The organism is Peribacillus sp. TH14 (assembly GCF_016651145.1).
GTDB classification, from domain to species: Bacteria; Bacillota; Bacilli; order Bacillales; family DSM-1321; genus Peribacillus; species Peribacillus butanolivorans.
Map to the genome: position 1 here is coordinate 3,579,973 of NZ_JAEKEK010000001.1, position 25,672 is coordinate 3,605,644.

General features: G+C 38.4%; 31 protein-coding genes, 2 tRNA genes, 2 pseudogenes and 1 riboswitch. Of the genes and pseudogenes, 31 read left to right on the forward strand and 4 right to left on the reverse strand.

Annotation, left to right across the window (positions count from 1 at the left end; all coding sequences use genetic code 11):
- Nucleotides 1-123 precede the first annotated feature (123 nt).
- The 5 genes from JFU50_RS17335 (at nucleotide 124) to JFU50_RS17355 (ending at nucleotide 5,948) form a co-directional block, all read left to right on the forward strand.
- Nucleotides 124-897: an electron transfer flavoprotein subunit beta/FixA family protein gene (locus JFU50_RS17335; protein ID WP_201186103.1), complete on the forward strand. Its 774-nt coding sequence runs from the start codon at nucleotides 124-126 to the stop codon at nucleotides 895-897.
- Nucleotides 898-968: 71 nt separating this feature from the next.
- Entirely contained in the window at nucleotides 969-1,946 is a 978-nt protein-coding gene (locus JFU50_RS17340) for an electron transfer flavoprotein subunit alpha/FixB family protein (RefSeq protein WP_201186102.1), read from the forward strand.
- Nucleotides 1,947-2,190: 244 nt separating this feature from the next.
- Complete coding sequence (trxA, locus tag JFU50_RS17345; RefSeq protein WP_328113193.1) at nucleotides 2,191-2,511, forward strand: thioredoxin; 321 nt, start codon at nucleotides 2,191-2,193, stop codon at nucleotides 2,509-2,511.
- Nucleotides 2,512-2,614: 103 nt separating this feature from the next.
- Nucleotides 2,615-4,387 carry an excinuclease ABC subunit UvrC gene (uvrC, locus tag JFU50_RS17350; protein WP_201186100.1) on the forward strand — a complete coding sequence of 591 codons (1,773 nt, stop codon included), beginning with the start codon at nucleotides 2,615-2,617 and terminating at the stop codon, nucleotides 4,385-4,387.
- A gap of 61 nt (nucleotides 4,388-4,448) precedes the next feature.
- Nucleotides 4,449-4,625, forward strand: a riboswitch (Lysine riboswitch).
- Nucleotides 4,626-4,715: 90 nt separating this feature from the next.
- The gene (locus JFU50_RS17355; protein WP_201186098.1) at nucleotides 4,716-5,948 is read left to right on the forward strand and encodes an aspartate kinase; all 1,233 of its coding nucleotides are present in this window, start codon (nucleotides 4,716-4,718) and stop codon (nucleotides 5,946-5,948) included.
- A 62-nt stretch (nucleotides 5,949-6,010) separates the two neighbouring features.
- Here JFU50_RS17355 and JFU50_RS17360 read toward each other — a convergent pair whose 3' ends face one another.
- Entirely contained in the window at nucleotides 6,011-6,469 is a 459-nt protein-coding gene (locus JFU50_RS17360) for a YslB family protein (protein WP_201223451.1), read from the reverse strand.
- Nucleotides 6,470-6,850: 381 nt separating this feature from the next.
- On the opposite strand from JFU50_RS17360, the gene JFU50_RS17365 reads away from it, so the two are divergent.
- The 5 genes from JFU50_RS17365 (at nucleotide 6,851) to JFU50_RS17385 (ending at nucleotide 11,334) form a co-directional block, all read left to right on the forward strand.
- Nucleotides 6,851-7,459: a succinate dehydrogenase cytochrome b558 subunit gene (locus JFU50_RS17365; RefSeq protein WP_201186095.1), complete on the forward strand. Its 609-nt coding sequence runs from the start codon at nucleotides 6,851-6,853 to the stop codon at nucleotides 7,457-7,459.
- Nucleotides 7,460-7,529: 70 nt separating this feature from the next.
- Nucleotides 7,530-9,281, forward strand: a complete 1,752-nt coding sequence (gene sdhA, locus JFU50_RS17370) for a succinate dehydrogenase flavoprotein subunit (RefSeq protein ID WP_201186093.1) — start codon at nucleotides 7,530-7,532, stop codon at nucleotides 9,279-9,281.
- A gap of 17 nt (nucleotides 9,282-9,298) precedes the next feature.
- Nucleotides 9,299-10,072, forward strand: a complete 774-nt coding sequence (gene sdhB, locus JFU50_RS17375; RefSeq protein ID WP_053347215.1) for a succinate dehydrogenase iron-sulfur subunit — start codon at nucleotides 9,299-9,301, stop codon at nucleotides 10,070-10,072.
- A 429-nt stretch (nucleotides 10,073-10,501) separates the two neighbouring features.
- Nucleotides 10,502-10,762, forward strand: coding sequence for an HNH endonuclease signature motif containing protein (locus tag JFU50_RS17380; protein ID WP_201223452.1), 261 nt, complete (start codon nucleotides 10,502-10,504; stop codon nucleotides 10,760-10,762).
- Nucleotides 10,763-10,785: 23 nt separating this feature from the next.
- The gene (locus tag JFU50_RS17385) at nucleotides 10,786-11,334 is read left to right on the forward strand and encodes an SMI1/KNR4 family protein (protein ID WP_201186090.1); all 549 of its coding nucleotides are present in this window, start codon (nucleotides 10,786-10,788) and stop codon (nucleotides 11,332-11,334) included.
- 52 nt (nucleotides 11,335-11,386) lie between these two features.
- Here the strand turns inward: JFU50_RS17385 and JFU50_RS17390 are convergent, their stop codons facing one another.
- Nucleotides 11,387-11,581 (reverse strand): hypothetical protein, encoded by a 195-nt coding sequence (locus JFU50_RS17390; RefSeq protein WP_201186089.1) that lies wholly within the window; start codon nucleotides 11,579-11,581, stop codon nucleotides 11,387-11,389.
- Between the two features lie 593 nt (nucleotides 11,582-12,174).
- Between JFU50_RS17390 and JFU50_RS17400 the strand changes: the two genes are divergently transcribed.
- The 14 genes from JFU50_RS17400 (at nucleotide 12,175) to JFU50_RS17460 (ending at nucleotide 20,802) form a co-directional block, all read left to right on the forward strand.
- Nucleotides 12,175-12,639, forward strand: a complete 465-nt coding sequence (locus JFU50_RS17400) for an acyl-CoA thioesterase (RefSeq protein ID WP_201223454.1) — start codon at nucleotides 12,175-12,177, stop codon at nucleotides 12,637-12,639.
- 122 nt (nucleotides 12,640-12,761) lie between these two features.
- Nucleotides 12,762-12,986, forward strand: coding sequence for a helix-turn-helix domain-containing protein (locus JFU50_RS17405; RefSeq protein WP_028392149.1), 225 nt, complete (start codon nucleotides 12,762-12,764; stop codon nucleotides 12,984-12,986).
- A gap of 226 nt (nucleotides 12,987-13,212) precedes the next feature.
- The gene (locus JFU50_RS17410; protein ID WP_057218537.1) at nucleotides 13,213-13,656 is read left to right on the forward strand and encodes a MarR family winged helix-turn-helix transcriptional regulator; all 444 of its coding nucleotides are present in this window, start codon (nucleotides 13,213-13,215) and stop codon (nucleotides 13,654-13,656) included.
- A 10-nt stretch (nucleotides 13,657-13,666) separates the two neighbouring features.
- Nucleotides 13,667-14,470, forward strand: a complete 804-nt coding sequence (gene racE / locus JFU50_RS17415) for a glutamate racemase (RefSeq protein ID WP_201186085.1) — start codon at nucleotides 13,667-13,669, stop codon at nucleotides 14,468-14,470.
- A gap of 45 nt (nucleotides 14,471-14,515) precedes the next feature.
- Nucleotides 14,516-15,040, forward strand: a complete 525-nt coding sequence (locus tag JFU50_RS17420) for a dihydrofolate reductase family protein (RefSeq protein ID WP_201223455.1) — start codon at nucleotides 14,516-14,518, stop codon at nucleotides 15,038-15,040.
- A gap of 62 nt (nucleotides 15,041-15,102) precedes the next feature.
- Nucleotides 15,103-16,176, forward strand: coding sequence for a GerMN domain-containing protein (locus JFU50_RS17425; protein WP_201223457.1), 1,074 nt, complete (start codon nucleotides 15,103-15,105; stop codon nucleotides 16,174-16,176).
- An 88-nt stretch (nucleotides 16,177-16,264) separates the two neighbouring features.
- Nucleotides 16,265-17,047 carry a ribonuclease PH gene (gene rph, locus JFU50_RS17430; RefSeq protein ID WP_201223459.1) on the forward strand — a complete coding sequence of 261 codons (783 nt, stop codon included), beginning with the start codon at nucleotides 16,265-16,267 and terminating at the stop codon, nucleotides 17,045-17,047.
- On the forward strand, nucleotides 17,016-17,627 hold the full coding sequence (locus JFU50_RS17435) for an XTP/dITP diphosphatase (RefSeq protein WP_056529166.1): 612 nt from the start codon (nucleotides 17,016-17,018) through the stop codon (nucleotides 17,625-17,627). The genes rph and JFU50_RS17435 overlap by 32 nt, the downstream gene beginning before the upstream one ends.
- 2 nt (nucleotides 17,628-17,629) lie before the next feature.
- Complete coding sequence (locus tag JFU50_RS17440; protein ID WP_201223461.1) at nucleotides 17,630-18,142, forward strand: metallophosphoesterase family protein; 513 nt, start codon at nucleotides 17,630-17,632, stop codon at nucleotides 18,140-18,142.
- Nucleotides 18,143-18,319: 177 nt separating this feature from the next.
- Nucleotides 18,320-18,393: transfer RNA gene (locus JFU50_RS17445), tRNA-Arg, on the forward strand.
- Nucleotides 18,394-18,525: 132 nt separating this feature from the next.
- Entirely contained in the window at nucleotides 18,526-18,651 is a 126-nt protein-coding gene (locus JFU50_RS31500) for a hypothetical protein (protein WP_274608353.1), read from the forward strand.
- 329 nt (nucleotides 18,652-18,980) lie between these two features.
- On the forward strand, nucleotides 18,981-19,727 hold the full coding sequence (locus JFU50_RS17450; protein WP_201186074.1) for an alpha/beta fold hydrolase: 747 nt from the start codon (nucleotides 18,981-18,983) through the stop codon (nucleotides 19,725-19,727).
- A 419-nt stretch (nucleotides 19,728-20,146) separates the two neighbouring features.
- Nucleotides 20,147-20,220, forward strand: a tRNA-Arg gene (locus tag JFU50_RS17455).
- A 381-nt stretch (nucleotides 20,221-20,601) separates the two neighbouring features.
- Complete coding sequence (locus tag JFU50_RS17460; RefSeq protein ID WP_201186072.1) at nucleotides 20,602-20,802, forward strand: hypothetical protein; 201 nt, start codon at nucleotides 20,602-20,604, stop codon at nucleotides 20,800-20,802.
- A gap of 170 nt (nucleotides 20,803-20,972) precedes the next feature.
- Here the strand turns inward: JFU50_RS17460 and JFU50_RS17465 are convergent, their stop codons facing one another.
- Nucleotides 20,973-21,134 carry a DUF5412 family protein gene (locus JFU50_RS17465; protein ID WP_342366354.1) on the reverse strand — a complete coding sequence of 54 codons (162 nt, stop codon included), beginning with the start codon at nucleotides 21,132-21,134 and terminating at the stop codon, nucleotides 20,973-20,975.
- A gap of 227 nt (nucleotides 21,135-21,361) precedes the next feature.
- Here JFU50_RS17465 and JFU50_RS17470 point away from each other — a divergent pair, with 227 nt between their 5' ends.
- From JFU50_RS17470 to JFU50_RS17480, 3 genes are all read left to right on the forward strand, one after another.
- Nucleotides 21,362-22,117 carry a DUF2087 domain-containing protein gene (locus JFU50_RS17470; RefSeq protein ID WP_201223465.1) on the forward strand — a complete coding sequence of 252 codons (756 nt, stop codon included), beginning with the start codon at nucleotides 21,362-21,364 and terminating at the stop codon, nucleotides 22,115-22,117.
- Nucleotides 22,114-22,491, forward strand: a complete 378-nt coding sequence (locus JFU50_RS17475; RefSeq protein ID WP_201225114.1) for a GIY-YIG nuclease family protein — start codon at nucleotides 22,114-22,116, stop codon at nucleotides 22,489-22,491. The genes JFU50_RS17470 and JFU50_RS17475 overlap by 4 nt, the downstream gene beginning before the upstream one ends.
- A gap of 184 nt (nucleotides 22,492-22,675) precedes the next feature.
- On the forward strand, nucleotides 22,676-22,954 hold the full coding sequence (locus JFU50_RS17480; RefSeq protein ID WP_056529148.1) for a 2TM domain-containing protein: 279 nt from the start codon (nucleotides 22,676-22,678) through the stop codon (nucleotides 22,952-22,954).
- Nucleotides 22,955-23,065: 111 nt separating this feature from the next.
- Here the strand turns inward: JFU50_RS17480 and JFU50_RS17485 are convergent.
- Nucleotides 23,066-23,264 (reverse strand): annotated as a pseudogene (locus JFU50_RS17485) (IS5/IS1182 family transposase); the annotation flags it as partial.
- A 491-nt stretch (nucleotides 23,265-23,755) separates the two neighbouring features.
- Between JFU50_RS17485 and JFU50_RS17490 the strand changes: the two are divergent.
- The 4 genes and pseudogenes from JFU50_RS17490 to JFU50_RS17505 all read left to right on the forward strand — a co-directional run bounded on the left by JFU50_RS17490 (nucleotide 23,756) and on the right by JFU50_RS17505 (nucleotide 25,660).
- Nucleotides 23,756-23,929: a hypothetical protein gene (locus JFU50_RS17490; protein ID WP_162878664.1), complete on the forward strand. Its 174-nt coding sequence runs from the start codon at nucleotides 23,756-23,758 to the stop codon at nucleotides 23,927-23,929.
- Nucleotides 23,930-24,108: 179 nt separating this feature from the next.
- A complete protein-coding gene (locus JFU50_RS17495) occupies nucleotides 24,109-24,468 on the forward strand; it encodes a YidH family protein (protein ID WP_201223467.1) in 360 nt (119 codons plus the stop codon).
- Between the two features lie 165 nt (nucleotides 24,469-24,633).
- Nucleotides 24,634-25,179 (forward strand): annotated as a pseudogene (locus JFU50_RS17500) (sigma-70 family RNA polymerase sigma factor).
- The gene (locus JFU50_RS17505; protein WP_201223469.1) at nucleotides 25,169-25,660 is read left to right on the forward strand and encodes a PadR family transcriptional regulator; all 492 of its coding nucleotides are present in this window, start codon (nucleotides 25,169-25,171) and stop codon (nucleotides 25,658-25,660) included. Before JFU50_RS17500 ends, JFU50_RS17505 begins: the two are co-directional and overlap by 11 nt.
- Nucleotides 25,661-25,672: the final 12 nt, after the last annotated feature.

The following is a 25,672-nucleotide window of genomic DNA, read 5'->3' on the forward strand; positions in this document are numbered from 1 at the left end:
ACTAGTGAATTAATAACTTATTTTTATACATTATGCAGGATTTTGATGAAATCTGAAGAATACAAGTAGTATGTTTAAAAAATTCATAATCTTCAAAACTCAAATTATTCGGGAGGTATTATCGTGAACATTTATGTGCTGCTGAAAAGAACATTTGATACAGAAGAAAAAATTACACTTTCTAACGGGAAAATTAATGAGGATGGAGCAGAATTCATCATTAACCCATACGATGAGTATGCTGTAGAAGAAGCAATCCAAGTTCGTGATGCACAAGGTGGAGAAGTAACGGTTATTTCCGTTGGAACTGAAGAAGCTGAAAAGCAATTGCGCACTGCGCTTGCTATGGGTGCTGACAAAGCCGTATTAATAAATATTGAAGACGACATAGAAAATGGCGATCAATTCACGACTGCCAAAATTATTGGTGAATACTTAAAAGGTAAAAATGCTGATTTAATCATTGCTGGAAACGTAGCAATCGACGGAGGCTCCGGCCAAGTAGGTCCGCGCGTTGCTGAGATTTTGGGAATTCCATATATTACAACAATCACTAAATTGGACATCGCTGCTGGAAATGTAAGCGTTATCCGTGACGTTGAAGGAGATTCTGAAACAATCGAAGCCTCTCTTCCATTGCTAGTAACAGCTCAACAAGGATTAAACGAACCACGTTATCCTTCTTTGCCAGGAATCATGAAAGCGAAGAAAAAACCACTTGAAGAATTAGAATTGGACGACTTGGATTTGGAAGAAGAAGATGTTGAAGCAAAAACAAAAACAATTGAAATCTACCTTCCTGCTAAAAAAGAGGCTGGAAAAGTGCTGAACGGCGAGATTAGCGATCAAGTTAGCGAACTTGTTCAATTATTACGCAGTGAAGCAAAAGTAATTTAATAGAAGCGGTTCTTTTCAAAATATACTACACACAACAAAAAGATAAAATAGAGCACAGGAGGTTTTTATAAATGGCTAGAAAGTTTCTTGTATTGGGCGAAGTTCGCGACGGTTCACTAAGAAATGTATCATTTGAAGCAATCGGTGCGGCTAAACTTGCAGCAGATGGCGGAGAAATCGTAGGTGTTTTAGTTGGTGACAGTGTTCAAAATTTTGGGAATGAATTGATCCAGTATGGTGCAGACCGAGTTGTAGCAGTTGAAAATGATCAATTAAAACAATATACATCAGATGGTTATGCGCAAAGCTTGCTTGCTGTCATAGAGCAGGAAAAACCAGAAGGCATTTTCTTCGGTCATACTGCACTAGGAAAAGATCTAGCGCCAAAACTAGCTGGCAAGCTTGAATCAGGTTTAATCTCCGATGTTACTTCTATTGAAGAAGAAGGCGGAAACATCGTTTTCACTCGCCCGATTTATTCTGGTAAAGCATTTGAAAAGAAAATTGTCACAGCTGGAATTGTGTTTGCAACTGTTCGTCCAAACAATATTGAACCATTGCCGAAAGATGAGTCCCGTTCTGGTGATGTTTCTACGTTAAGTGTAGATATTAAAGACTTGCGTACGATTATTAAAGATGTTGTGAGAAAAGCAAGTGAAGGGGTCGACCTTTCAGAAGCAAAAGTAGTCATTGCCGGCGGACGTGGCGTAAAAAGTGAAGACGGTTTTGAACCATTAAAGGAACTTGCTCAAGTTCTTGGCGGTGCAGTCGGTGCTTCTCGTGGTGCATGTGATGCAGACTATTGCGATTACTCTTTGCAAATCGGCCAAACGGGTAAAGTTGTTACTCCAGACCTATATATTGCCTGCGGAATTTCTGGAGCTATTCAGCATTTAGCTGGTATGTCCAACTCTAAAGTTATCGTTGCCATCAATAAAGATCCAGAAGCTAACATTTTTAACGTAGCTGATTATGGAATTGTCGGTGATCTTTTTGAAGTCATTCCATTACTAACAGAAGAATTCAAAAAGTTAAAAGTGAACGCGTAATAGAAAGCATTTAAAGTATAAACAATATAGGTAAGGAACAAGGCATTTGACAGTTAACTGATAAATGCCTTTTTTTTTTTTTGTGTGTTGTATTTTTAATTAATAATTAAGCTATCAGGAAGAGGTAAGAAACCTGTATATTTACTCTGTTTTTGGACATCCTACCACTGAAGCAAAATATTAGCATCGATTCTAGTAACAATGGTATACTGTCTTTAGTTATTTGAGTAAATTTGAGGAGGATATATATATGGCTATTGTAAATGCAACTGACCAAACTTTCACAACTGATACTAGCGAAGGTGTCGTTCTTGTAGACTTCTGGGCTCCATGGTGTGGACCTTGTAAAATGATTGCTCCTGTTCTTCAAGAGCTTGATACTGAAATTGGCGACACAGCTAAAATCGTAAAAGTGGATGTAGACGAAAACCAAGAAACAGCTGGAAAATTCGGCGTAATGAGCATTCCGACATTAATCGTCCTAAAAGACGGTGAAGTAGTAGATAAAGTTGTTGGTTTCCAACCTAAAGAAGCTCTTGCTGAACTTATTGCAAAACACGCTTAATATTAAGTTAGCTAAAAAAAGCTTCAAGTCTGCGGACTTGAAGCTTTTTTCGCTATCTTGATATATAATTAATTGTAAAAAGGGAGAACAGGAGGCTGAATGTATGAACCAACAAATAAAGAATAAACTTGCCCTTCTTCCCGATCAACCAGGTTGTTATTTAATGAAGGATCGTCAGGGAACGATCATTTATGTAGGAAAAGCGAAAGTATTAAAAAACCGTGTGCGCTCTTATTTCACCGGTTCCCATGATGGGAAAACGTTACGACTCGTTAATGAGATAGACGATTTTGAATACATCGTTACCTCGTCAAATATTGAGGCTCTCATTTTAGAGTTAAACTTAATCAAAAAACATGATCCAAAATATAATATCATGCTGAAGGATGACAAGACGTATCCATTCATCAAGTTGACTGCTGAACGGCATCCGCGTCTAATCATTACGAGAAAAGTCAAAAAAGATAAAGGTAAATATTTCGGTCCGTATCCGAATGCCTTTGCGGCCAATGAAACGAAAAAATTACTCGACCGCATCTATCCTCTTAGAAAATGCAATACCCTACCGGATCGCGTTTGTCTCTATTACCACCTCGGGCAGTGCCTGGCTCCATGTGTGTATGATGTAGAGGAACAGGAATATAAAAAAATGGTGGATGATATCAACCGATTTTTAAACGGCGGCCATACTGAGATAAAAAAAGAACTGACAGAAAAAATGTTAGAGGCATCAGAAGAGCTTGATTTCGAAAGGGCAAAGGAGTTCCGTGACAAAATTGCCCACATCGATATCACGATGGAGAAGCAAAAAATGATGACGACTGATTTTATCGACCGTGATGTATTTGGCTATGCCTATGATAAAGGCTGGATGTGTGTTCAGGTATTTTTTGTGCGACAAGGGAAATTGATAGAAAGGGATGTTTCCCTGTTTCCAGTGTATGATGAACCGGATCAGGAACTTCTTACATTCCTAGGTCAGTTTTACGAGATTACCAATCACTTTAAACCAAAGGAAATTTTGCTGCCAGAGTCAGTAGATGCGGAAATGGCTGAAGGGCTGCTTGGCGTGAAGACGATTCATCCAAAACGGGGATCGAAAAAGGATATGCTTAAATTGGCGAATAAAAATGCTGCCATAGCCCTTCAGGAAAAGTTTTCTTTGATTGAACGGGATGAAGCAAGAACGATCAATGCGGTGGAAAATCTTGGGGTGCAATTAGGCATCTATACCCCGCATCGGATCGAGGCTTTTGATAACTCGAACATTCAGGGCAGTGATCCGGTTTCCGCTTTAGTTGTGTTTATTGACGGTAAGCCGGAAAAAAGAGAGTATCGCAAATATAAAATCAAAACTGTCCAGGGACCCGATGACTATGAATCGATGCGTGAAGTTGTACGCAGAAGATATTCACGAGTTTTAAAAGAAGGGCTGCCACTTCCGGATTTAATCATTATTGATGGTGGAAAGGGTCATGTGGAGGCTGTTCGAGATATTTTAGAAAATGAACTGGGTCTTGATATTCCGCTTTCTGGTCTCATTAAGGATGAAAAGCACAGAACATCGCAATTGATGATTGGCAATCCGCTGGAACTGGTACCGCTTGATTCGCGTAGCCAGGAATTTTATCTGTTGCAAAGAATTCAGGACGAAGTGCATCGGTTTGCGATTACGTTTCATCGCCAGCTACGCGGGAAAAATGCGGTTCACTCGCAGCTTGATGATATACCTGGAGTCGGAGAAAAACGAAGAAAGCAATTGTTAAGGCATTTTGGTTCATTGAAAAAAATTAAAGAGGCATCGGTAGAACAAATTATAGAGGCAGGCATGCCAAAAGGAGTAGCTGAAGGAATCGTTAGAAAATTGCAAGAATAATCTTGCTACCTACATTTCTCTATGCTATGATAAGAAGGAATTTTCAACTAGACAACTTAAAAGTGCTGATAGAGGTGCGGAATTCAAGAGTAAAAACCTGGAGAAGTATGAGCTTCGATGAAAGGTTTTGAAAGGGGATAACGCCGAAGGAGGACAAGACTCATGCCTTGTTTTTCTGGTCTGACATTTAATAAATGGCGGATTGTCAGGGGGTATACCCTGGAGAGCTATCTCACTGTGTTTACTGTATTAAATACGTGATCACAGCAATGAGATATTTCTCATTGCTTTTTTTATTGCCTAAAAAAGATAAAGAGGGTGCATTAGGATGGCATTAATCGTTCAAAAATTTGGCGGGACATCCGTCGGTAGTGTCGAGAAAATCAAAAATGTTGCCAATCGAGTAATCGAGGAAGCAGAGAATGGGAATGAGGTAGTTGTCGTTGTTTCAGCTATGGGGAAAACAACAGATGAATTAGTTTACATGGCTCAAGATATTTCCAAAAATCCAAGCAAGAGGGAAATGGATATGTTATTGACGACTGGAGAGCAGGTCACGATTTCCCTGTTAACGATGGCTTTAATTGAAGCGGGGCGTGAAGCTATTTCTTTCACCGGCTGGCAGGCTGGCATGCAAACAGAATCCGTTCATGGGAATGCCCGGATTTTAAACATTGATGCTTCGAGAATTCAAGCTCAGCTTCAGGCAAAGAAAATTGTGGTCGTTGCAGGTTTCCAAGGGAATGATGCAAATGGAGAAATCACGACACTAGGGCGGGGCGGGTCTGATACGACTGCAGTGGCTATTGCTGCAGCATTAAATGCGGACCGATGTGATATTTATACCGATGTAACGGGTGTATTTACAACAGACCCACGTTACATAAAAGATGCTCGAAAACTGCAATCTATTTCTTACGATGAAATGCTAGAACTTGCCAATCTAGGGGCGGGTGTCCTTCATCCAAGAGCTGTTGAGTATGCGAAAAACCACCAGATTCCGCTTGAAGTCCGTTCGAGTATGGAGAAAGAAGCAGGAACTACCATTGAGGAGGAAGCAACTATGGAAGAAAATTTAATTGTACGCGGTATTGCTTTTGAAGACAGTATTACAAGGGTCACAGTGAATGGTTTGCCCCGATCACTAGGATCATTATCCACAATTTTCATGACACTTGCAAAAAACCGAATAAACGTTGACATTATTATCCAAAGCATGACAGCAGAGGATACAACAAACCTTTCTTTCTCCATAAAAAGTGAAGATACGGAAGCTGTTTTAAACGTGCTAGAAAAAAATAAAGACCAATTGGCATTCGATAGAATAGAAACGGAGGGCGGATTGGCCAAAGTGTCTATCGTCGGTTCAGGAATGGTATCTAATCCGGGAGTGGCTGCCGAAATGTTTGAAGTGATGGCTAACACAGGTATTCAAGTGAAAATGGTCAGCACATCTGAAATTAAAGTCTCAACTGTCGTCAATGAAAAGGAAATGGTGAAGGCAGTCGAAGCACTTCATGAAGCGTTTAAATTAGGACAGCATGCAAAAGTGCTTGTTTGATTGCTTGGAGTCTAATGAAAAACAGACTTCCGATAAAAAGGGTAAGTCTGTTTTTAGGCTCATTAGATTGGGTCTCTAGGATCCCATTGAATGGTAAATGTCACTTTTTTTGCACGGCGTTTGATTTCTTCTGTCGATTCACTTAAGAATTTTTTCTGCAGTGTAAACTGCTCGGCAAGGAAACCGGCTTCAAGTTGGAAGTGACAGTCAGGATGAAGATCTAAGCGACGGCTGATTATTTCACCTGTTAAGGATAATTCCATCTCGGTTTTCGAAAACTTTATGATTTCAAGATGGCCCCAGCCTGCATTTTGGAAAAATGCAACAACTTCCTGTTCGCCATTCAGTGGGAATTTTCTCGCTAATTGTTTACCTGCCCAATAGAGAATTTGATTAGAATCTTTTCCGAGAATATCGTTCAATAAAACTTCTCGGATTAATTCGTAGCCGAAAGCTGGAACATGAGATTCTTCTGTTTGAAGTTCTTCTTCTTCTATCGCTGCAGCAATATTTTTTTTCATAGTTTATCGCCTCTTTCTGTAAATCTATTATAAACGTTTTTCTTTTGCAAATTATACTGTTTTTTTATTATTTCAATCGTAATTGGGAAAAAATGAGAAATTATTCCGGGATATTAATAGATTAATTACTAATTTCTCCAAGTTATAATCTTGACAATTAAAAATTATACAATTTTAACCAATAAAATCTATTCTGAAAAAGAGAATTCTTGTATCCGTTTTCTTGACGCACATAGAAGTCAGGAGTAAAATGGACATGTCACATAATTGTAAGAAAGTATAGGGATGTTTCAAACTCTATACTTTATTTTCACGCGGAGATAAAAGGTAGCCACCAGTTTATCTTTGCATGATTTTTCACAAATTAAGGGGGGGCACTTAGTGGCAAAAAATCGTGAGTTTGGGAATCGTAAACTTCATTCACTACTTGGAGTTATTCCGATCGGGCTGTTTTTGTTGGAGCATTTAGTTACCAACTATATGGCAACAAAGGGACCGGAATCATTTAATTCAGCAGCACATTTCTTAGAAAGCATACCGTTTCGTTATTTCTTGGAAATCTTCATCATTTTCTTACCTTTGATTTATCATGCAGTTTACGGGATTTATATCGCGTTTACTGCTAAAAATAATTTGGGTAGATTTGGATTTTTCCGGAATTGGATGTTCTTTTTACAACGTCTAAGCGGAATCATTACGTTGATTTTCCTAGTTTGGCATGTTTGGTCAACTAGAATTCAAGCAGCATTAGGTGCAGAGGTTGACTTTGACATGATGGCAGAGATTTTCTCTAATCCATTTATGATTGCATTTTATTTAGTTGGGGTCATTTCGACAATTTTCCACTTCTCTAATGGATTATGGTCATTTGCAGTGAGCTGGGGTCTAACAGTTTCACCTAAATCGCAAAAAATCATGACTTACGTTACTTTGATCGTTTTCGTTCTTCTTTCTTATGTAGGGGTTAGCGCAATTTTCGCTTTCGTATAAGAAGATAGAGTTTATTTATAAGTATTAGGAAAAACATAGCTTTGCTAATGGAAATAAGGGAGTGACAGAATTGGGTAAAGGTAAAATTATTATCGTTGGTGGAGGTCTAGCTGGTTTAATGGCTACGATCAAAGCAGCAGAGCTGGGACAACAGGTAGATTTATTTTCTTTAGTACCTGTTAAACGCTCTCACTCAGTTTGTGCCCAAGGCGGAATCAATGGGGCAGTAAATACAAAAGGTGAAGGGGATTCTCCATATATCCACTTTGATGATACAGTTTATGGCGGAGATTTCTTAGCTAACCAACCACCGGTTAAAGCGATGTGCGAAGCAGCACCATCGATTATCCATATGTTTGACCGTATGGGCGTAATGTTTAACCGTACTCCGGAAGGTCTTCTTGATTTCCGTCGTTTCGGTGGAACTCAACATAGCCGTACAGCATTTGCTGGTGCAACAACTGGTCAGCAATTACTTTACGCATTGGACGAGCAGGTTCGTCGTTATGAAGTAGAAGGCCTTGTAACGAAATATGAAGGCTGGGAATTCCTTGGAGCTGTTATCGATGACGACCAAACAGCACGCGGTATCGTAGCACAGAACTTGACTTCAATGGAAATCAAATCATTCCCTGGCGACGCTGTCATCATGGCGAGCGGTGGTCCTGGAATCATTTTCGGTAAATCAACTAACTCAATGATTAATACAGGTTCAGCAGCATCCATTGTTTATCAACAAGGTGTAAATTATGCAAATGGTGAATTCATTCAAATTCATCCAACTGCAATCCCTGGAGATGATAAGCTTCGTCTAATGAGTGAATCTGCTCGTGGTGAAGGTGGACGTATCTGGACATATAAAGACGGAAAACCTTGGTATTTCCTAGAAGAAAAATACCCTGCTTATGGTAACCTTGTACCTCGTGATATCGCGACTCGTGAAATCTTCGACGTATGTATGAACATGAAGCTTGGTATTAATGGAGAAAACATGGTTTACCTGGATCTTTCTCATAAAGACCCTAAAGAACTTGATATCAAACTTGGCGGAATCATTGAAATCTACGAGAAATTCATGGGTGAAGATCCTCGTAAAGTTCCAATGAAAATCTTCCCTGCAGTTCACTATTCTATGGGCGGACTTTGGGTAGATTATGACCAAATGACAAACATTAAAGGTTTATTTGCTGCAGGTGAGTGTGATTACTCTCAACATGGCGGTAACCGTTTAGGTGCGAATTCACTTCTTTCTGCAATCTATGGTGGTTCAGTTGCTGGACCGAATGCAGTTAAATATATTGAAGGCCTTGATAAAACTTCAGAGTCTATTCCTTCTTCATTGTTTGATGGTTACGAAAAACAACAACAAGAAAAATGGAATGATGTCATGTCTCTTGATGGTAATGAAAACGCGTATGTTCTACACAAAGAACTTGGTGAGTGGATGACACAGCATGTTACTGTAGTTCGTTACAATGACAAGTTGAAAGAAACTGATAACAAGATTCTTGAGTTGATGGAACGTTACAAGAAAATTAACATCAATGACACTGCTAAATGGAGCAACCAAGGAGCTGCCTTCACTAGACAGCTTCAAAACATGATGCAATTAGCACGTGTAATCACAATTGGTGCTTTAAACCGTGACGAAAGCCGCGGAGCTCATTACAAACCTGATTTCCCACAACGTAATGATGAGGAATTCATGAAAACAACAATGGCGACATTCAAAGGCTTGGATCAAGCGCCTGAATTCCATTATGAAGATATTGATGTATCACTTATCGCACCACGTAAACGTGATTACACTACGAAACATTAAAGAGGGGGAGCAAAAAAATGGTTGAAACTAAATCTGAGACTAAAACAGTCCGTTTTATAATCACTCGTCAAGATACACCGGATTCAGCTCCTTATGATGAGGAATTTGAATTAGCGTACCGTCCGAATATGAATGTAATTTCCGCTCTAATGGAAATTCGTCGTAATCCAGTAACAGTACAAGGCAAACACACTACAGCAATCGCTTGGGACATGAACTGTCTTGAAGAAGTATGTGGTGCTTGTTCAATGGTTATCAATGGTAAACCTAGACAATCTTGTACAGCTCTTATTGACCAATTAGAACAGCCGGTTCGTCTTGCTCCAATGCGTACTTTCCCTGTTGTTCGTGACCTTCAAGTCGACCGTAGCCGTATGTTCGACTCATTGAAAAAGGTAAAAGCTTGGATTCCAATCGATGGTACGTACAATCTTGGACCAGGACCACGTATGCCAGAAAAGAAACGTCAATGGGCTTACGAATTATCTAAATGTATGACTTGTGGTGTATGTTTAGAAGCTTGTCCGAACGTAAACAGCAATTCAGACTTCATGGGACCACAACCATTATCACAAGTTCGTTTATTCAATGCACATCCAACTGGTGCAATGAACAAAGCTGAACGTTTAAATACAATTATGTCTGATGGGGGCCTTGCAAACTGCGGTAACTCACAAAACTGTGTGCAGTCTTGCCCTAAAGGAATTCCTTTGACTACATCGATTGCAGCATTAAACCGTGATACTACTATTCAACAATTCCGTAACTTCTTCGGAAGCGACGAAGTTTAATAATGAGAAAAGAACCTGTATCTTAGGATATAGGTTCTTTTTTTGTCTAAAAAAGTGTGAACAGATTCACATCTAAAATTAAGGTGAGAAATAACGGATTTTAATGGTGGGGATATTATCTTTATATTGTTTTATCTGGGGTTCTTTTTATTAAAGACTTATTAATTGTGTCATTTATTCGTTTATAAAAATACGGAAAAACAAACCAAATATGATACGAAGTGGCAAGGTGCAGATATAAAAATAGGTAAAAAAACATCTAAGACTTACAATAATTAAACTACGCATTTTTACCAAACCTATTCAAGAACTACGGCGGGATGGACAGGTAGTGGCACAAAAACTAGTGATGGAGCAACAGAAGAGGTATTAGTTAATAAAAAGACAGTTACTTATCCTGAAATATACAATTCACACAATAGAACGACTATGTGGACTCCGACAAAAGCTAATATAGCGGTAGTACCAGAAGAAAAACGAACTAAGAGAGATACTAAACTTAAGGATAAATTCATGCCATGGTATATTAAAACATATGGAGATCCAAATTGGGGACCAAAATGGCCTAATGCTGATATACATCATGAATTACCATTAAAATATGGCGGAACGAATGCGATGTCTAATTTATTTCCGTTGCCAAGAGATCTCCATCAAAAAACAGTTAATCCTTGGTGGGCTTCCTATTAATTGATATTGGAGGGATTAGTGAAGTGAGTCATTTTGTACAAAGTACATTGTCCGGATTAAAGAAATTGTTGGATAACAAAGACCAAATGAAGTCAGTAGCAGAGGAAGGGGAAGTCTATAGCGTTTCGTGTTCTTTTAACGCTCCAATAAAGACAACTGAAGTTGAAAAGTTTGAAAGTGAACAAGGTATCAAGCTTCCTGAAGACTACAAGGCGTTCTTGACACTCCATAATGGGGCAAGAATATATGAATCAGTCAATGACGACGGTGTTAACATAGGGGGCGGTCTTCATTTTTTTAACTTAGATGAAATAAAAGAAACTCAAGAAGTTGAATATATAAGTGAACATGGGATTCCTATCGCACACCTATTGGAAGACTGTTATCTAATATTAGATATAGAAAAACTAAAGGGTGGGGATCCAAATTACCTTAACATTTTGGAATTTACAGATATAAAAACTCTAAACCTTAACTTTGAAATCTTCTTAGACCGCTACATTATTTCACAAGGTGTACCGTTTTGGAGCTGGCCTATATACACAGCTGAAAACTACTATAGAACTAGATAAAATAAATAAAAGAGCGATTGCTAATTGAATGCAGTCGCTCTTTTTTCGAATATTATTTCGAATCGATTTCAAGTATCACTGTTTGTTTATTGTCGTTTTTGTTTGTTTGATAAATATCCTCTGCGATATCGTTATATTCAGACCCTTCTTTAGATGCCTTTACATTCGAAGTTTTTACATTCGATTGAGAAGAACAACCAATTAGCATTAAGCTAGCAAGTAAAATGACAACAAATATTCTAATCATGTTTACAGCTCCTTATTTGTTTGTTAAAAGCATAACATGGAAAGACATCACTTTTGTGTCACATTTTGAAAAAGAGGGGATAAATATTGAAATCCACTCTTTCAACATAATATCAATTTTGTTGAAAGAGTGAGGTAAAGAAATAAACGGCCCATAAAAATGACACAAATGTGTTGTCTATGAACCGGATACGTATTATTTTTCTAATTGAAATTTTGTAAATGGAATCATATCATCGATATCCCAAATTTCACTCAGTACGCTGAATTGATTGGATTCATCTGGACGACTGTGATACCAAACTATCTCATTTGCAGATCTAGGTTCTATCTGATATAGATGTTCATCGTGGTTGTAATAGATGTTAACGATAGTCTTATTAGCAAAATCAGCTGTGCATTCTTCTACGATATCGTGATCGGTCAATCCGGGATCTAATACAATAAAGCTATTATTTGGGTGTATGTATGCTTCAACAATTAAGTGGTCGAATCCATCATATTTACAGGATGAGAATATAAAATCCTTTCCATTATCTATTTTTTCTTATAAAATGAGTGAATAGTCATTCATTTTATAAGGGGGTGCACAGATTGAACAGAATATCATATATCGATAATATAAAAGAATGGGGCGACGACTTTTCTTTTAAACATGAAATTAAGGTCCGTTTTTCGGAAACGGATATGTTCGGTCATTTGAATAATACGGTTCCATTTACCTATTTTGAGGAAGCACGAATTGAGTATTTTAATAGCATGGGTTTTATGAAGGATTGGACTTCGGATGGAAGCAATGAGATACCGGTTGTTGCCGATTTACAGTGTGATTATATCCAGCAGGTTTTTTTTAACGATCAATTGATGATCTATGTAAAAGCGGCCCGTGTCGGGAATTCTTCTGTGGACATTCATTACATGGGAACCAAGCAAGATGGTTCGGTTTGCTTGACGGGTAGAGGAACTATTGTCCAAGTCTCTAAAACCACTGGGAATCCGATTCCTTGGCCGGAAGAGATGAAGGAACGTATGGCGCGAACAAAAGTCAAACATTCTTAAATAAAATTTCAATTAGACAAGTAAAAGAGTCACTCCCTTGCCCCAGCCGACATACTATATCTTGACTAAATAGACACCCACTCCGGGTTTTATGCTGGTGAAGGCAAGGAGGGTAACATTACTTGAAGGAGAACGAATTCACTCATAAGCCACTACTCACCAAAAGAGAAAAAGAAGTATTTGAGTTACTAGTACAAGATAAAACAACAAAAGAAATCGCAGGTGAATTGTTTATTAGCGAAAAAACAGTTCGAAACCATATTTCAAATGCGATGCAGAAGCTTGGAGTCAAAGGACGTTCGCAGGCAGTTATAGAACTCCTTCGTATGGGAGAACTTAAGCTTTAATGTGTTGACTCATTAATACGTAAGCCTTATATATTTTTTCTCTCCCATTCATTGGCAGCATTTAAGGAAGTCTGAGATAATTTCTCATTGTGTTGACTTCTTTAGATGCTGCTTATTTTAATGGAGGGGGTTTCATTATATCCTTTAGATAATCTATCTTGAAATTTATTTCACTTTCCCCCAAAATGGTAGTATGATAAGTTTCATGAAGTGGGGAGCTGGATGTATGGGTGAAGAGAATCAGGCTGCACATGTGGTCGAGATTGAAAGGGAATTGCGCTATGTTTCGTCATGGCTTAAGCAAAGGGGACGGGAAATTCTTAGTGATTATAAAATTACTATTCCTCAGTTTCTGGCTTTGCAATGGCTTTTTGAAGCGGGCGACATGACGATTGGCGAATTGTCAACGAAGATGTTTCTTGCCTTTAGCACAACGACGGAACTGATTGACCGCATGGAGAAACATCAGCTTGTTCAGCGCGTCAAGGATGAGAAAGACCGGCGTGTGGTTCGCATTCACCTTCTTGAAGAAGGCGAACGGATTATCGAAGAAGTGATCAACAAACGGCAGCAGTACTTGAGTGGCGTTTTAGTCAATTTCAGCGAATCCGATATCGTTTCCCTAAGTGGGACTTTAGCAAAACTACATCAAGAAATGAAAGAAAAATGAGGCGAGATTTTTGAAACAACCAATAGGAATCATTGATTCGGGGGTAGGTGGTTTGACAGTGGCTAAAGAAGTCATGCGCCAGCTACCAAATGAAAATATAATTTACTTGGGCGATACCGCAAGATGCCCTTATGGACCAAGGTCGAAAAAAGATGTCCAAACCTTCACTTGGCAAATGACAAGGTTCTTATTGAAGAAGGATATTAAAATGTTAATCATTGCCTGCAATACTGCGACTGCAGCGGTGCTCGATGAAATTAGAGCGATACTTCCGATTCCTGTATTGGGTGTTATTCATCCAGGGGCAAGGGCGGCATTAAAGGTTTCTAATTCTCTACATATTGGAGTAATTGGCACAGAAGGTACAGTGAAAAGCAAGGCCTATGACGACGCTCTGGCCTCCATCAATTCGGATGTGAAAGTGGATAGTTTAGCTTGTCCAAAATTTGTCCCCATCGTAGAAAGCGGAGAGTTTCAAGGGAAAATCGTGAATAGGGTTGTGGCTCAAACTTTAAACCCGTTAAAGAAAACGAAAATCGATACATTAATCCTTGGCTGTACCCATTATCCGCTGTTAGGGCCTGTAATCTCAGAGTATATGGGAGATAAAGTACAAGTCATTTCCTCTGGGGAAGAGACAGCCCGTGAGGCAAGCGTTATTTTGGATTACTATCGATTAATCAATAAAAGCAAGCAGCGTCCGGTTCATCGTTTTTACACAACTGGTTCAAGAGATATGTTTGGGTCAATCGCATCGAGTTGGCTCGGTATTCATATCAATGCAATAGAAACAATTAAAATTGACCACCTATAAGACTTCCATTTGGAGGTCTTTTTTTTGTAGAAAGGAGCAAAAAAAATGGTATCACAAAAGCATATCGTTATGTATATAGCTACAAGCATGGATAGACATATAGCAAGAGAGAATGGAAGCATAGATTGGCTTGAAGAGACAGAAGGTGCAGGGGATAATGGATACGGCGATTTCTTTAAAAATATTGATACGGTGATCATGGGAAACAAAACGTATCAACAGATTCATACACTAGCAGAAGAATTTCCTTATCAAGATAAGACCTGCTACGTCTTTTCTAGAAGTGCGAAAGGTAAAGACGAGCATGTGGAATTTGTAAATGAAGATGTGGGAGATTTCATCGGAAATCTAAAGGGTGACTCAAGGATTTGGCTAGTCGGTGGTGCGGAGTTAGTTAGTAAGTTCATGAGAAAACAGCTGGTGGATGAAATGATTCTTTCTATTATTCCTACAGTATTAGGTAAAGGGATTTCTTTGTTTCAAGCAGGAAATCCTGAAGTCAAATTAAAGCTGACTAACATACAACAGTACGGCCAGATTGCTCAGCTGCATGATCAGAGAGAAAAATAATTGGTCTATTTTCCCTTAGGGCTCGTATAAATAGGAGTACAAACTGTCCTAGGAGTGATTTTATGTCCAATAAATCAAAAGTAACAATGGCTGTGACCATTCTGGCATCTTCTTTTTTTCTTTCCGGATGTGGATTATTTGGGGGTGAAGAGAAAAAGGAGATTGACCCGCCTAAGGATGTTTCATTAGTCGAGGATGAATCTTCATTAAAAGAGTCCAACGGGGAGCAACAGCCGGCAACAGATGGGGAAGAGACTGCTGGTGAAGCAGCAACAGTGAAGACCGAGTTGTATTTAATTGATAAAAGTGGATATGTGGTTCCACAGACAATGGAACTTCCTAAATCGGAAGCCGTCGCAAAACAGGCCCTTGACTACCTCGTGGATAATGGACCAGTTACAGATAAGCTTCCCAATGGGTTTAGAGCGGTTATTCCTGCCGATACTCAAATAAGTGTAAACATAAAAGAAGGAGTGGCTGTGGCTGACTTTTCACCGGAGTTCAAAAATTATCAAAAAGAAGATGAACTCAAAATTCTTCAAGCTATTACATGGACACTAACTCAATTCGACTCGGTTGATAAAATCCAAATGAGGATCAATGGGGAAGATATTACGGAAATGCCAGTCAATGGCACGCCGATAGATGAAAATATCTCACGGTCTTCCGGAATCAATATTGATACCAGTGACGTGGTAGATATTTCGAATACGAAAGCGTTGACTGTCTATTACATTGGCGGGGACGAGGAGTACACCTATTATGTACCGGTAACACGCCGTATTAGCGAGACGGTGTCCGATAATGTAACAGCAGTTATTGAGGAATTAACGAAGAGTCCTTCTGGAACAAACCTGCAAACGGGCTTCATGAGTGATGTGGCCTTACTTGATCAGCCGAAAATGGCAGAAGGAAAGGTTACCCTCAATTTTAACGAAAACATTCTTGGTAGTTTTAAAGAGAAAAAGGTTTCTCAAGATGTTCTTGATGCCTTAGTTTTATCTTTGACGGAGCAAAAGGGAATTGAAAGTGTTGAAGTACAGGTGCAAGGCAGTGTAGATATTCTTAACGAAGAAGGAAAGAAATTATCAGAACCTGTGGTCCGTCCAGAAAAAGTGAACACAGGTAGTTTTTAAAGAAACGATTTTGTATACTATAGATATAACACAATGAGGCAGCCTTTCGCTGCCTCTTATTCTTTTTTTGAAATTAGGGGGATACAAAATGCGCGTTGACGGCAGGCTGAATACTGAATTAAGGACGATACAGATCCAAAAAGATTATTTGAAGCATCCTGAAGGTTCGGTATTAATTACCGTCGGTGACACAAAGGTCATCTGTGCCGCAAGCGTTGATGAGCGGGTTCCGCCGTTTATGCGCGGTAAAAAGAAAGGCTGGATTAATGCTGAGTATTCGATGCTTCCGCGAGCAACCAATCAACGGACAATCAGGGAATCGGCAAAAGGGAAAATAACAGGGCGCACGATGGAAATTCAGAGGCTAATTGGACGGTCACTGCGGGCAGTGGTCGATTTAGAGGCGCTAGGTGAGAAAACGATCTGGATTGATTGCGATGTTATTCAGGCAGATGGCGGCACTCGGACAGCTTCAATTACGGGCGCATTCGTAGCGTTGGCTCTTGCTTTAAATAGGCTGGATGAAGAGGGGAAACTGGCGGTATTTCCGTTGAAAAATTATCTAGCAGCAACAAGTGTCGGGATTATTGAAGAAGCAGGAGTTGTGTTAGACTTAAATTATCAGGAAGATTCAGCAGCCCTTGTGGATATGAATATCATCATGACAGGCAGTGGTGAATTTGTCGAATTGCAGGGCACAGGGGAAGAGGAAACTTTTACATATAACGAGTTACAGCAATTACTTTCAATAGCTCAAGAAGGACTTCAAACCTTATTCGAGGTGCAAAAAGAAGCACTTGGAGTTATTGCCGATAAAATACAAAAGGGTGAGACAAAGTATGAAGACAGTAATTATTGCAACAAAAAATAAAGGAAAAGCCAAGGAATTCGAAAGTCTATTCTCAGCAAAAGGATATGAAGTCAAAACACTTCTTGACGTACCGGACGCACCGGATGTGGAGGAAACAGGAACGACTTTTGAAGAAAATGCAATTCTTAAAGCAGAAGCCATTGCCCATCAACTAGGTCACTTCGTGATAGCTGATGACTCCGGTTTGATTGTCGATGCATTAGATGGGCGTCCTGGTGTATACTCTGCGCGCTATGCTGGCGAGTCAAAGAGTGATGAAGCGAACACGAAAAAAGTTCTGCAGGAACTAGAGGGTGTACCAGAAGCGGAAAGAACAGCAAGGTTTTATTGCGCCTTAGCGTTAGCGTCACCAAATCAGGAAACAATCACCGTTTCTGGGACGATGGAAGGCTTGATTACCGAACAGCCTTCAGGAACGAATGGATTTGGATATGACCCAGTCTTTTTTGTTAAAGAGCAGGGGAAAACAAATGCTGAGCTGACAAAAGAGGAAAAAAACCAAATCAGCCACCGTGCCAATGCATTGAAGGCTTTGGATGAAAAACTAGGTCAATTTCTAAAAAGGGAAGAAGGAATGTGACGATGAAAGTGCTAATAATGAGTGACAGCCATGGCTTAACTCATGAAATCAGCATGATAACCGACCGTCATAAAGAAGAAGTTGCTACTATGATTCATTGCGGTGATTCAGAGCTAGAAAGCAAAGACCCTCTCATGAAGAGCTTTTTAGCGGTACGGGGGAACTGTGATTATGATGCCACCTATCCAGATGACTCTGTTGAAGACATTGGCGGCAAGCGCTTTTTCTTAACCCACGGACATCTGTATAACATTAAGATGACTTTAATGAATTTGTCTTATAAAAGTGAAGAAATCGGTGCCGATATTATTTGCTTCGGTCACTCCCACGCCGCTGGTTCCGAGTTGATTGACGGCAAGCTCTTCATCAATCCAGGAAGCATACGCCAGCCACGCGGACGAAAAGAGAAAACATATGCCATTTTGGATATTGGAAGTGACCAACTTGAAATCATCTATTATGATCTTGAAGGAAAAATCGTTGAGGAGCTAAGTAGGGTTTATCGAATCGACTAACTTAATGTATAATGAACAGGAAGCGTTTTTCCCCGCTTCCTGGCTTATAAAAAAGAAAAAAACTTTTTTATGAAAAACCGTTGACTTTCTTTTGGTATCCTACTATAATAAGAAGTGTCCTAAGGGAACAGTTAAGGTAATACATACATAAGTTTTACCGCAACTTATATCATAAATGTCTCAGTAGCTCAGCTGGATAGAGCAACGCCCTTCTAAGGCGTCGGTCGGGAGTTCGAATCTCTCCTGGGACACTAACAAAGTGGCTTTAAAGCCCGATACGAAAACCTTCTATATCGTTTAGTGAAACGGTCAGTATAACGGTCATGTAAGAAATTACACCGTATATCGACTTATCCTACTAACGATATAGGAGGTTTTTTCGTATGACCAAAAGAAAAGGATTATTAGATGTTGAAGTAGACGCAAGGGGACTATTAGAGGAAATACCTGTTTCTAGTTCTATCGCTTCTAAACCAAGGGCGTTCCAATATATTTTTTTCATATATTAGCACCAAAAAAGGTATAAATCATCGAAAATGTTACTTTGTTTTTGGGAATGAGTTTTGATTCTATGAATAAACATAAATAAGTTGTTTTTTTATTAAAGGGATTAATAGCCCCATAAACGCCCGTTTATGGGGCTGGTTTTTTTGAAGTAAGGTGTAGTACAGATGAAGATATTTTCTTTATTTTTGTTCCGCAATCGGGCGATATTCTAGAATAAGGAAGGAAATTAAAGGGTGCTTCTTGAATTGTAAGTTAAGTCAGAAAAAGGCAGGATTATTAAGAAAGATAACATATTTTTAATTATTAAATCGTAATGGGTGGAGGGATTTCAATGGATTTGTATTACGAAGTTAATGGAAATGGTCATCCTGTGGTTCTCCTCACTGGTGGTGCTGATGTACGAAACTGGACATTTGTCGCATCTCTTTTAGCGAAACACTACAAGGTCGTTGCTTTTGACGGACGTGGGACCGGGAAATCACCGACCCCTTTAGAAGATGTCAACCAGGTTGAAGATTTGCTGTCGCTGCTTAATCATCTAGAAATCAATCAGGCGACACTCATCGGTCACTCAATGGGTGGCCAAATTGCCACTGAATTCGCTCTGAATTATCCTGAAAGGGTTTCAAAACTTGTTTTGCTTGCGCCTGGATTATCTGGGTTTAGCTATTCAAAGGAATTTGAAGAGAGAATGAAGACGATTCATGAAGCTGCCCCCGATATCGATAAGATGATTGAGCTTTTGCTCAGTGATCCATCCTATCGTGTTGTAACAATGAGTCCTCACCGGAATTTGATGGTTCAAATGCTCCGGCACCATATGAACCGAATGTTTGAATGGCCGGCTGTTAAATTGATTTGGCCGCAACCACCGGCCATCGAAAGATTAGGAGAATTGACGGCCCAAACATTATTGATAATCGGTAAGGAGGATTCACCCGATAACCTTCGTGTTGCCAATTACTTTCGAAAGCACTCAGACGCTCGAATCATAGAAATTCCAGGTGCTGACCATATGGTCAATTTCACCCATCCCGAGAAGCTGTATCGTCAAATTACTGGTTTTATGAAGGAATGAAAAGTTTACTATGCTAAAGAATCCGGAAAATCATTCGTCAGTTTTGTAACTTATCTAACTAAAATAAACAGGATGACACTGCTTTCTCTAACTGCCTTTTATAACATTGGTTGGTCATCATGAATTAATAAGTTATATATGATAAAAGAAGAGAACGCTTATAACAAAGTGTTCTCCTTTTGTTGATTATTATGATCACTTCGAATTGTTCGATAGAGTGTATTCTGCATTTTTTTACTGCAAGCTTTATTCAAATACCATGATAAATTTTGAATTAATGTAGGGGTATTCTATAACTCTTCAAAATTTATTATTACTAGTATTGCAATGAGTATTATACTAGGTTATAATAAAAATCACGATTACGGACTAAGTTCGAAAAGTGACCGTTATACTGAACTGAAGAAAATCAGCGAAATGTCTCAGTAGCTCAGCTGGATAGAGCAACGCCCTTCTAAGGCGTCGGTCGGGAGTTCGAATCTCTCCTGGGACACTAACAAAAACAGCCAAAACCTTTTTAAGGTTTTGGCTGTTTTTCTTTTATCGGGATAAAGTTAAAATGATTGATTAGGGGGATTCCTTATTTTCGGTATTAATATTATTATGTTCATAGACCTTTACATTGTCGTAGGTTTTTTTCGTTTTAGGGCAAGTGAGCAAGGGTTAATATCTAGTGATTGTATGAACTCCATTTTTACCTTGGGAAAAATCAGAGGGAGAATAATTAGGTTTCTAATTACAAGAATGAATGTCTATTGACTTGTGATTCTAGGACTATTCATGTTCGTATTCCTTCAAGGAAGTTTTTTATTTCTATTTATCGCAGGTAGATTATCTTTTGTGTCGAATTTGTAATAAATAAGGAGTTGTTTAGATGAATAAAGATAAATTATTTAAGTTCATTCAAACTTCCACTCGGGGGAATTTCTTTTCAGTAGAGATAGCCGAAGATGGAACTAAGGTAGTCCAATTAGCCAAGGAATTAGAAGAGGAGGGAAGAATTAAGTTAAGAGCGTGCACGAAAAAAGAACAAGGTGTTTATCTGGAAGGAATACTTAAGTTTGTGCCTAACTAATACTTATTCTTCTTTATCGAATCAAAGGATTTATACTAAATTCAACCAATTTCATATTATTATTTGAAAAAAGCATCCAACTAGTTGGATGCTTTTTGACTTGGTACATCAATTCCTATTTAATGTTTAAGGGTAATAATTTAATAATTTTTAATAATTCTTAATAATTCTTAATAATTACCGTCTTTCGCCGCAATGCCATTCGTAAAGTCAACATTCAACGTATATTCGTCGACAAGAGATGATTCTTTTGTAAGAAAATCCGCTGTTGGTAGAATCCGCTTTTCAAAGAACGTCCAATACACTCCGTAAATAATCAGACAATCAGTAATAAACTCCCATTAACCCATCTACTCAAAAACTTCTTAAAAGCTCTCTCTTTACCCAAAACTATATGTTCCCAAAGTCTACCCCCTTTTGTGAAAATGCAACGAAACTAATGTGGAAAATGAATAAATACGATATAAAAATGTCTAATTCACAAAAAATGTTGACATTATATAAACAAATTAATATTATGTTTATTATATTATAAACTTTATAAGGAAGTGTTTGTTTTATGCAGGATGCAGAAATGTTTTGGAGTGCATCGCATGATGAGCTAAAACAGGGGTATATCGAAGAAGAGAATCAGTTTATTTGTTTGCTGTGCGGAAATACAGTTCAAAAAGGGATAGTGTATCCAATAGATGGGACTCTTTATGAAGCAGAAAGGTATATGCGTATTCATATCGAAAATGCGCATCGATCGGTGTTCGAATACTTGATTGATCTCGATAAGAAACTAACAGGTCTCACAGATCATCAGAATCGCCTTCTTCGTCTTTTTTATCAAGGGAAAAACGATGCTGAGGTGCAAGAGGAAATGGGAATTGGGAGTTCTTCTACTATTCGGAACCATCGCTTTGTATTAAAAGAGAAAGAGCGTCAAGCTAAGTTATTTTTGGCCATGATGGAACTTTTAAAAGATAAAGATAAACATGCGCCTGCATTTGTTCCTCTTCATCAAAAAGCAAGGATGGTGGATGATCGTTATAATGTTACGCGGGATGAAAAAGAGGTCATATTGAAAAAATTCTTTCCACAAGGTAGTCAGGCAGCTTTGAGTACTTTTCCACCAAAGGAAAAACAAAGGTTTATTGTTCTTCAAGAAATTTCGAAACGTTTTAAAAATGACCAGAAATATAGTGAAAAAGAAATCAATCAAATATTGGAAGCGGCCTATCATGACTATGTTCTTTTGAGAAGGTATTTAATAGAATATGGATTCTTGGATAGAAAGCCTGATGGAAGCCAATATTGGCTGAAGAAATGACGAATGGAGGCAATGAAGATGGATCGAAAAAAGAATTGAAGCAATTATATAAGGAAACAAAAGTTGAAGCGGGAGTTTACCAAATAAAAAACTCGATAAATAATAAAGTATTTATAGGAAGCACCAGGAATCTAAAGACATTAAAGGGTAAACAATTTGAATTAGAAATGGGAACAAGTACTAATAAAATGCTGCAAGATGAGTGGAATCAATATGGGAAAGAAGTCTTTTCTTTTGATGTGCTAGAGGTTCTAAAACCGAAAGAAACAGGATATTTTGATGCCAAGCGCGAACTGAAAAAACTTGAGGAAGCATGGTTGGAAAAAATACAGCCATATGAAGAAAGAGGATACAATAGGGTAAAATCCAGCTGACTTTTTAGAAGTGTATCTAAGTTTACAAAGATAGCAGTTAAACAATCTTCGATTATTAACCGAATTCCCGGCATTCCATCATAGGATGTACATCGTCTCCTTTTTGTAATAAAAATTGGGTAAATAAGGTATTATTGATGTGGAGAATAATATATTTAAGTGTTTACGATAAGGGGGCGAGGGAATGGAAAATGAAGATAAATATTTAAGAGCGAAAAAGCGGGTGGAAAACCTTAAGGCATTCTACATTCATCTAACGGTGTATTTCTTGGTTAATGCTATGCTTTTTGTTATGAACCTAATTACGGATACTAGTTATTGGTGGTTCCTCTATCCACTTGGAGGATGGGGAATTGGAGTTCTGGTACACGGTATAACAACTTTTGCAGATGGTAACTTCGGATCAGAATGGGAAGAAAGAAAGATAAAGGAATTCATGGAAAAGGATAAAAAGGATGTCTGACAAAATATGAATACGTTCAATTTAAGGAACCAGCTATGGTTCCTTTCAGTTTGTAGACAAAAGGGGTCCAGAATGTTTTAATTCCGGACCCCTTTTGAAATTCCCTTTGAATATGAATGTCAATTTAGCTAAAATAACTGGATCAATACTTGGGCTGCCTATCTCTGAATACATCTCTTTCACCAAGTCATAAATGAAAGGAAGTCAATGGACCCTCAATTTTACGAACCAAATGGTTCGCTGGCACCAGTTGATCCAAAGTAATCATTTCAAGTTGATCTCGCTGAATAGAATTATGTTTCAAAAGCATTGTCATCACCTCAAGTTTTAATACTCCTATATTAAAACAAAAAAGACTAGGCAAAAGTGTTTATTCTAATTGTTAAAACAAAGTTGATTGGAACGGAAGGTGCGAGACTTCTTCGGGAAAAGCGTGTCCAAGGGAGACCCCACAGGCGCAAAGGCGCCGAGGAGGCTCCCTGACCGCCCGCGGAAAGCGAGTGCCTGGAGTGGAAATCAACGTTCGAATTTTTACAACCCCTCAAAAAAACTGTAGACTAACTCGATTTTCATCGAGTTAGTCTACAGTCTGAAGGAACCAGTTATGGTTCCTTTTTTCGTATAGAGAGATTCTTAGTTCTAGTTAATTTTAAATAAACCCTTTAGAAAGATAATCGTACTTGTTGTAAGTTTTTAAATGGTTTAAGCTATTATTATGGGAATAAGACAGAGTAGTTTTTGCAATAGATGGTGAAACCCTTAGAGGAGCTTCACTAAATAATTAATTTTTAGGAGTTGCGCATGAAAAAATTAGGATGGATTATAACAGGAATAGGGGCTTTTTTCGCACTGGGTGCCTTGCTTTATCCTTTGAATGTTATTGATAAAACACTATGTATTTATTTATTACTTGGTGGTGCGGGGCTTATGTTTGTCGGGTCTATGTTTAGAGCCTTTTCGCTCCTTAAGAGATAAAACAATAAATAAAAAGGTTGGTATACCAAGGGGGATTTAGGAATAATCGAGGTCTCTGGTGTATCAGTCTGTTTATAGTAAAAGGGTATATGATTTTCTTTATTGGCTCCAGTGTCAATGTGAAAAAGCAATCACTGTGATATGATTTATTCATAAAACATTCAAGCTAAGGTGATGATATGGAAAAAAATCAATTAAAGTATGCACAGCAGCATTTGGCCAATGAACGCACCTTTTTGGCATGGATCAGAACGGTGATTGCGATTGTAGGGGTTGGTTTTTTAACTACGAGTTTGCATTTTACGATCGGCAAGTATCGGGACGACCGGATTGATTTGATTAGTATTGTGTTGGGGATGTTTACTTGTACTTTGGGTTTAGTAATTACTGTATTGGCGACTTTCGGTTATTTGCAGAAGAAGCGACAAATTAACGAGGAGACGTTCAAACCCTCTAGTGCGCAGGTAATTCTCATTGCGGTCTTTATGGTGATTATGTTATTGATGATTATTTTATATTTTCTTTTTATAAAATTTTAACATTCTGTCCTATCCAGTATAGGGCAGTTTTTTTAGTTTCTTCCTATTATATACATATCCTTACATGTATATGGAAAGAATCCTTCCATTGATTATAAAGGGTAAATTAAGAAAACTTTAACCTGTTGACAATCGTCTATAAATTAGAAAGAAAGGATGAGGGTTATGGAGGAGTTATTTACAGAATATATGGAGGCTGGTGAAGAAGATATATGGTTGGATGAGATTATGACTGTATACGGTCAGGATATTCTTCAGCTTGTGTACTCATATGTGAAAAATCTCACTATTGCCGAAGACTTAACGCAGGAGATTTTTGTGAAGTGTTATAAAGCATTGCCTACATATAAGAAGCAATCAAAGTTGTGAACATGGCTATGGAAGATTGCCATAAATCACTGTAAGGATTATTTGAAAAGCTGGTACCATCGGAACATCGAATATACCGTGGATGAGCGGGTGGAGCCACAGGCAACGGTGAGTGTGGAAGAAACTATTCTTAAGCTTGATGAGGATCAAATGCTTTCTCATACCGTGATGAATCTGCCGATAAAATACAGGGAAGTGATTTATTTATTTTATTTTCAAGAGTTATCGATAAAAGAAATTTCCGAAATGACGGGAATCAGCCAAGGTACAATAAAAACCCGGATGCGGAGGGCGAAAGCGATGCTAAAAGAGAAGCTGGAGGGGTATAACGATGGAAGATAAATTGAATAAGCTCAACCGTGCAATGAAAAGAACTGTTTTTTCTGATGTAAAGTTTACTGACAAACAAAAGACGGCTATTAAACAGCGACTTGTTCAGGCAAAGGAAAGTGATGAGGAAGTAATGATCGCCATTTTTCGAATTCTTCAGGAGGAACAAAGCGGTTATCAGATTATGTCATCCTTAATAAGGCGGGGCATTGAAAAATTCACCGAGCAGGAGGGAATTTTGTATACGATGCTGCATGACTTGGAACGGAGGGGTTTCATTGAGGCCAAATGGGAACAGACGGAGAAGAAATCATACCGCCTTAGTAATAAAGGGCGCCGAATGCTCGCAAAGTCAGAATCTAAACAAAATGCAGGCTCATACATCTTACAAACGGTTTTAGAGGGGGGAAAATGGTGGGTAGTTCAATTTTGGCATTGTGTTAAGTGTTTATCGAAAAAAAGATGTAATTTGGACGGTTCAATCTTAATTTAGTTTTAAATATTT

Coding starts and splice junctions, on each gene's coding strand:
- JFU50_RS17425 (WP_201223457.1), top strand. CDS start 15,103: ATGTCCAATAAATCAAAAGTAACAATGGCTGTGACCATTCTGGCATCT.
- JFU50_RS17435 (WP_056529166.1), top strand. CDS start 17,016: ATGAAGACAGTAATTATTGCAACAAAAAATAAAGGAAAAGCCAAGGAA.
- JFU50_RS17450 (WP_201186074.1), top strand. CDS start 18,981: ATGGATTTGTATTACGAAGTTAATGGAAATGGTCATCCTGTGGTTCTC.
- JFU50_RS17475 (WP_201225114.1), top strand. CDS start 22,114: ATGACGAATGGAGGCAATGAAGATGGATCGAAAAAAGAATTGAAGCAA.
- sdhB (WP_053347215.1), top strand. CDS start 9,299: ATGGTTGAAACTAAATCTGAGACTAAAACAGTCCGTTTTATAATCACT.
- JFU50_RS17470 (WP_201223465.1), top strand. CDS start 21,362: ATGCAGGATGCAGAAATGTTTTGGAGTGCATCGCATGATGAGCTAAAA.
- JFU50_RS17505 (WP_201223469.1), top strand. CDS start 25,169: ATGGAAGATAAATTGAATAAGCTCAACCGTGCAATGAAAAGAACTGTT.
- uvrC (WP_201186100.1), top strand. CDS start 2,615: ATGAACCAACAAATAAAGAATAAACTTGCCCTTCTTCCCGATCAACCA.
- JFU50_RS17480 (WP_056529148.1), top strand. CDS start 22,676: ATGGAAAATGAAGATAAATATTTAAGAGCGAAAAAGCGGGTGGAAAAC.
- JFU50_RS17360 (WP_201223451.1), bottom strand. CDS start 6,469: ATGAAAAAAAATATTGCTGCAGCGATAGAAGAAGAAGAACTTCAAACA.
- JFU50_RS17380 (WP_201223452.1), top strand. CDS start 10,502: ATGTGGACTCCGACAAAAGCTAATATAGCGGTAGTACCAGAAGAAAAA.
- JFU50_RS17495 (WP_201223467.1), top strand. CDS start 24,109: ATGGAAAAAAATCAATTAAAGTATGCACAGCAGCATTTGGCCAATGAA.
- JFU50_RS17460 (WP_201186072.1), top strand. CDS start 20,602: ATGAATAAAGATAAATTATTTAAGTTCATTCAAACTTCCACTCGGGGG.
- JFU50_RS17490 (WP_162878664.1), top strand. CDS start 23,756: ATGAAAAAATTAGGATGGATTATAACAGGAATAGGGGCTTTTTTCGCA.
- rph (WP_201223459.1), top strand. CDS start 16,265: ATGCGCGTTGACGGCAGGCTGAATACTGAATTAAGGACGATACAGATC.
- JFU50_RS17440 (WP_201223461.1), top strand. CDS start 17,630: ATGAAAGTGCTAATAATGAGTGACAGCCATGGCTTAACTCATGAAATC.
- JFU50_RS31500 (WP_274608353.1), top strand. CDS start 18,526: ATGACCAAAAGAAAAGGATTATTAGATGTTGAAGTAGACGCAAGGGGA.
- JFU50_RS17390 (WP_201186089.1), bottom strand. CDS start 11,581: ATGATTAGAATATTTGTTGTCATTTTACTTGCTAGCTTAATGCTAATT.
- JFU50_RS17355 (WP_201186098.1), top strand. CDS start 4,716: ATGGCATTAATCGTTCAAAAATTTGGCGGGACATCCGTCGGTAGTGTC.
- JFU50_RS17410 (WP_057218537.1), top strand. CDS start 13,213: ATGGGTGAAGAGAATCAGGCTGCACATGTGGTCGAGATTGAAAGGGAA.
- JFU50_RS17340 (WP_201186102.1), top strand. CDS start 969: ATGGCTAGAAAGTTTCTTGTATTGGGCGAAGTTCGCGACGGTTCACTA.
- JFU50_RS17420 (WP_201223455.1), top strand. CDS start 14,516: ATGGTATCACAAAAGCATATCGTTATGTATATAGCTACAAGCATGGAT.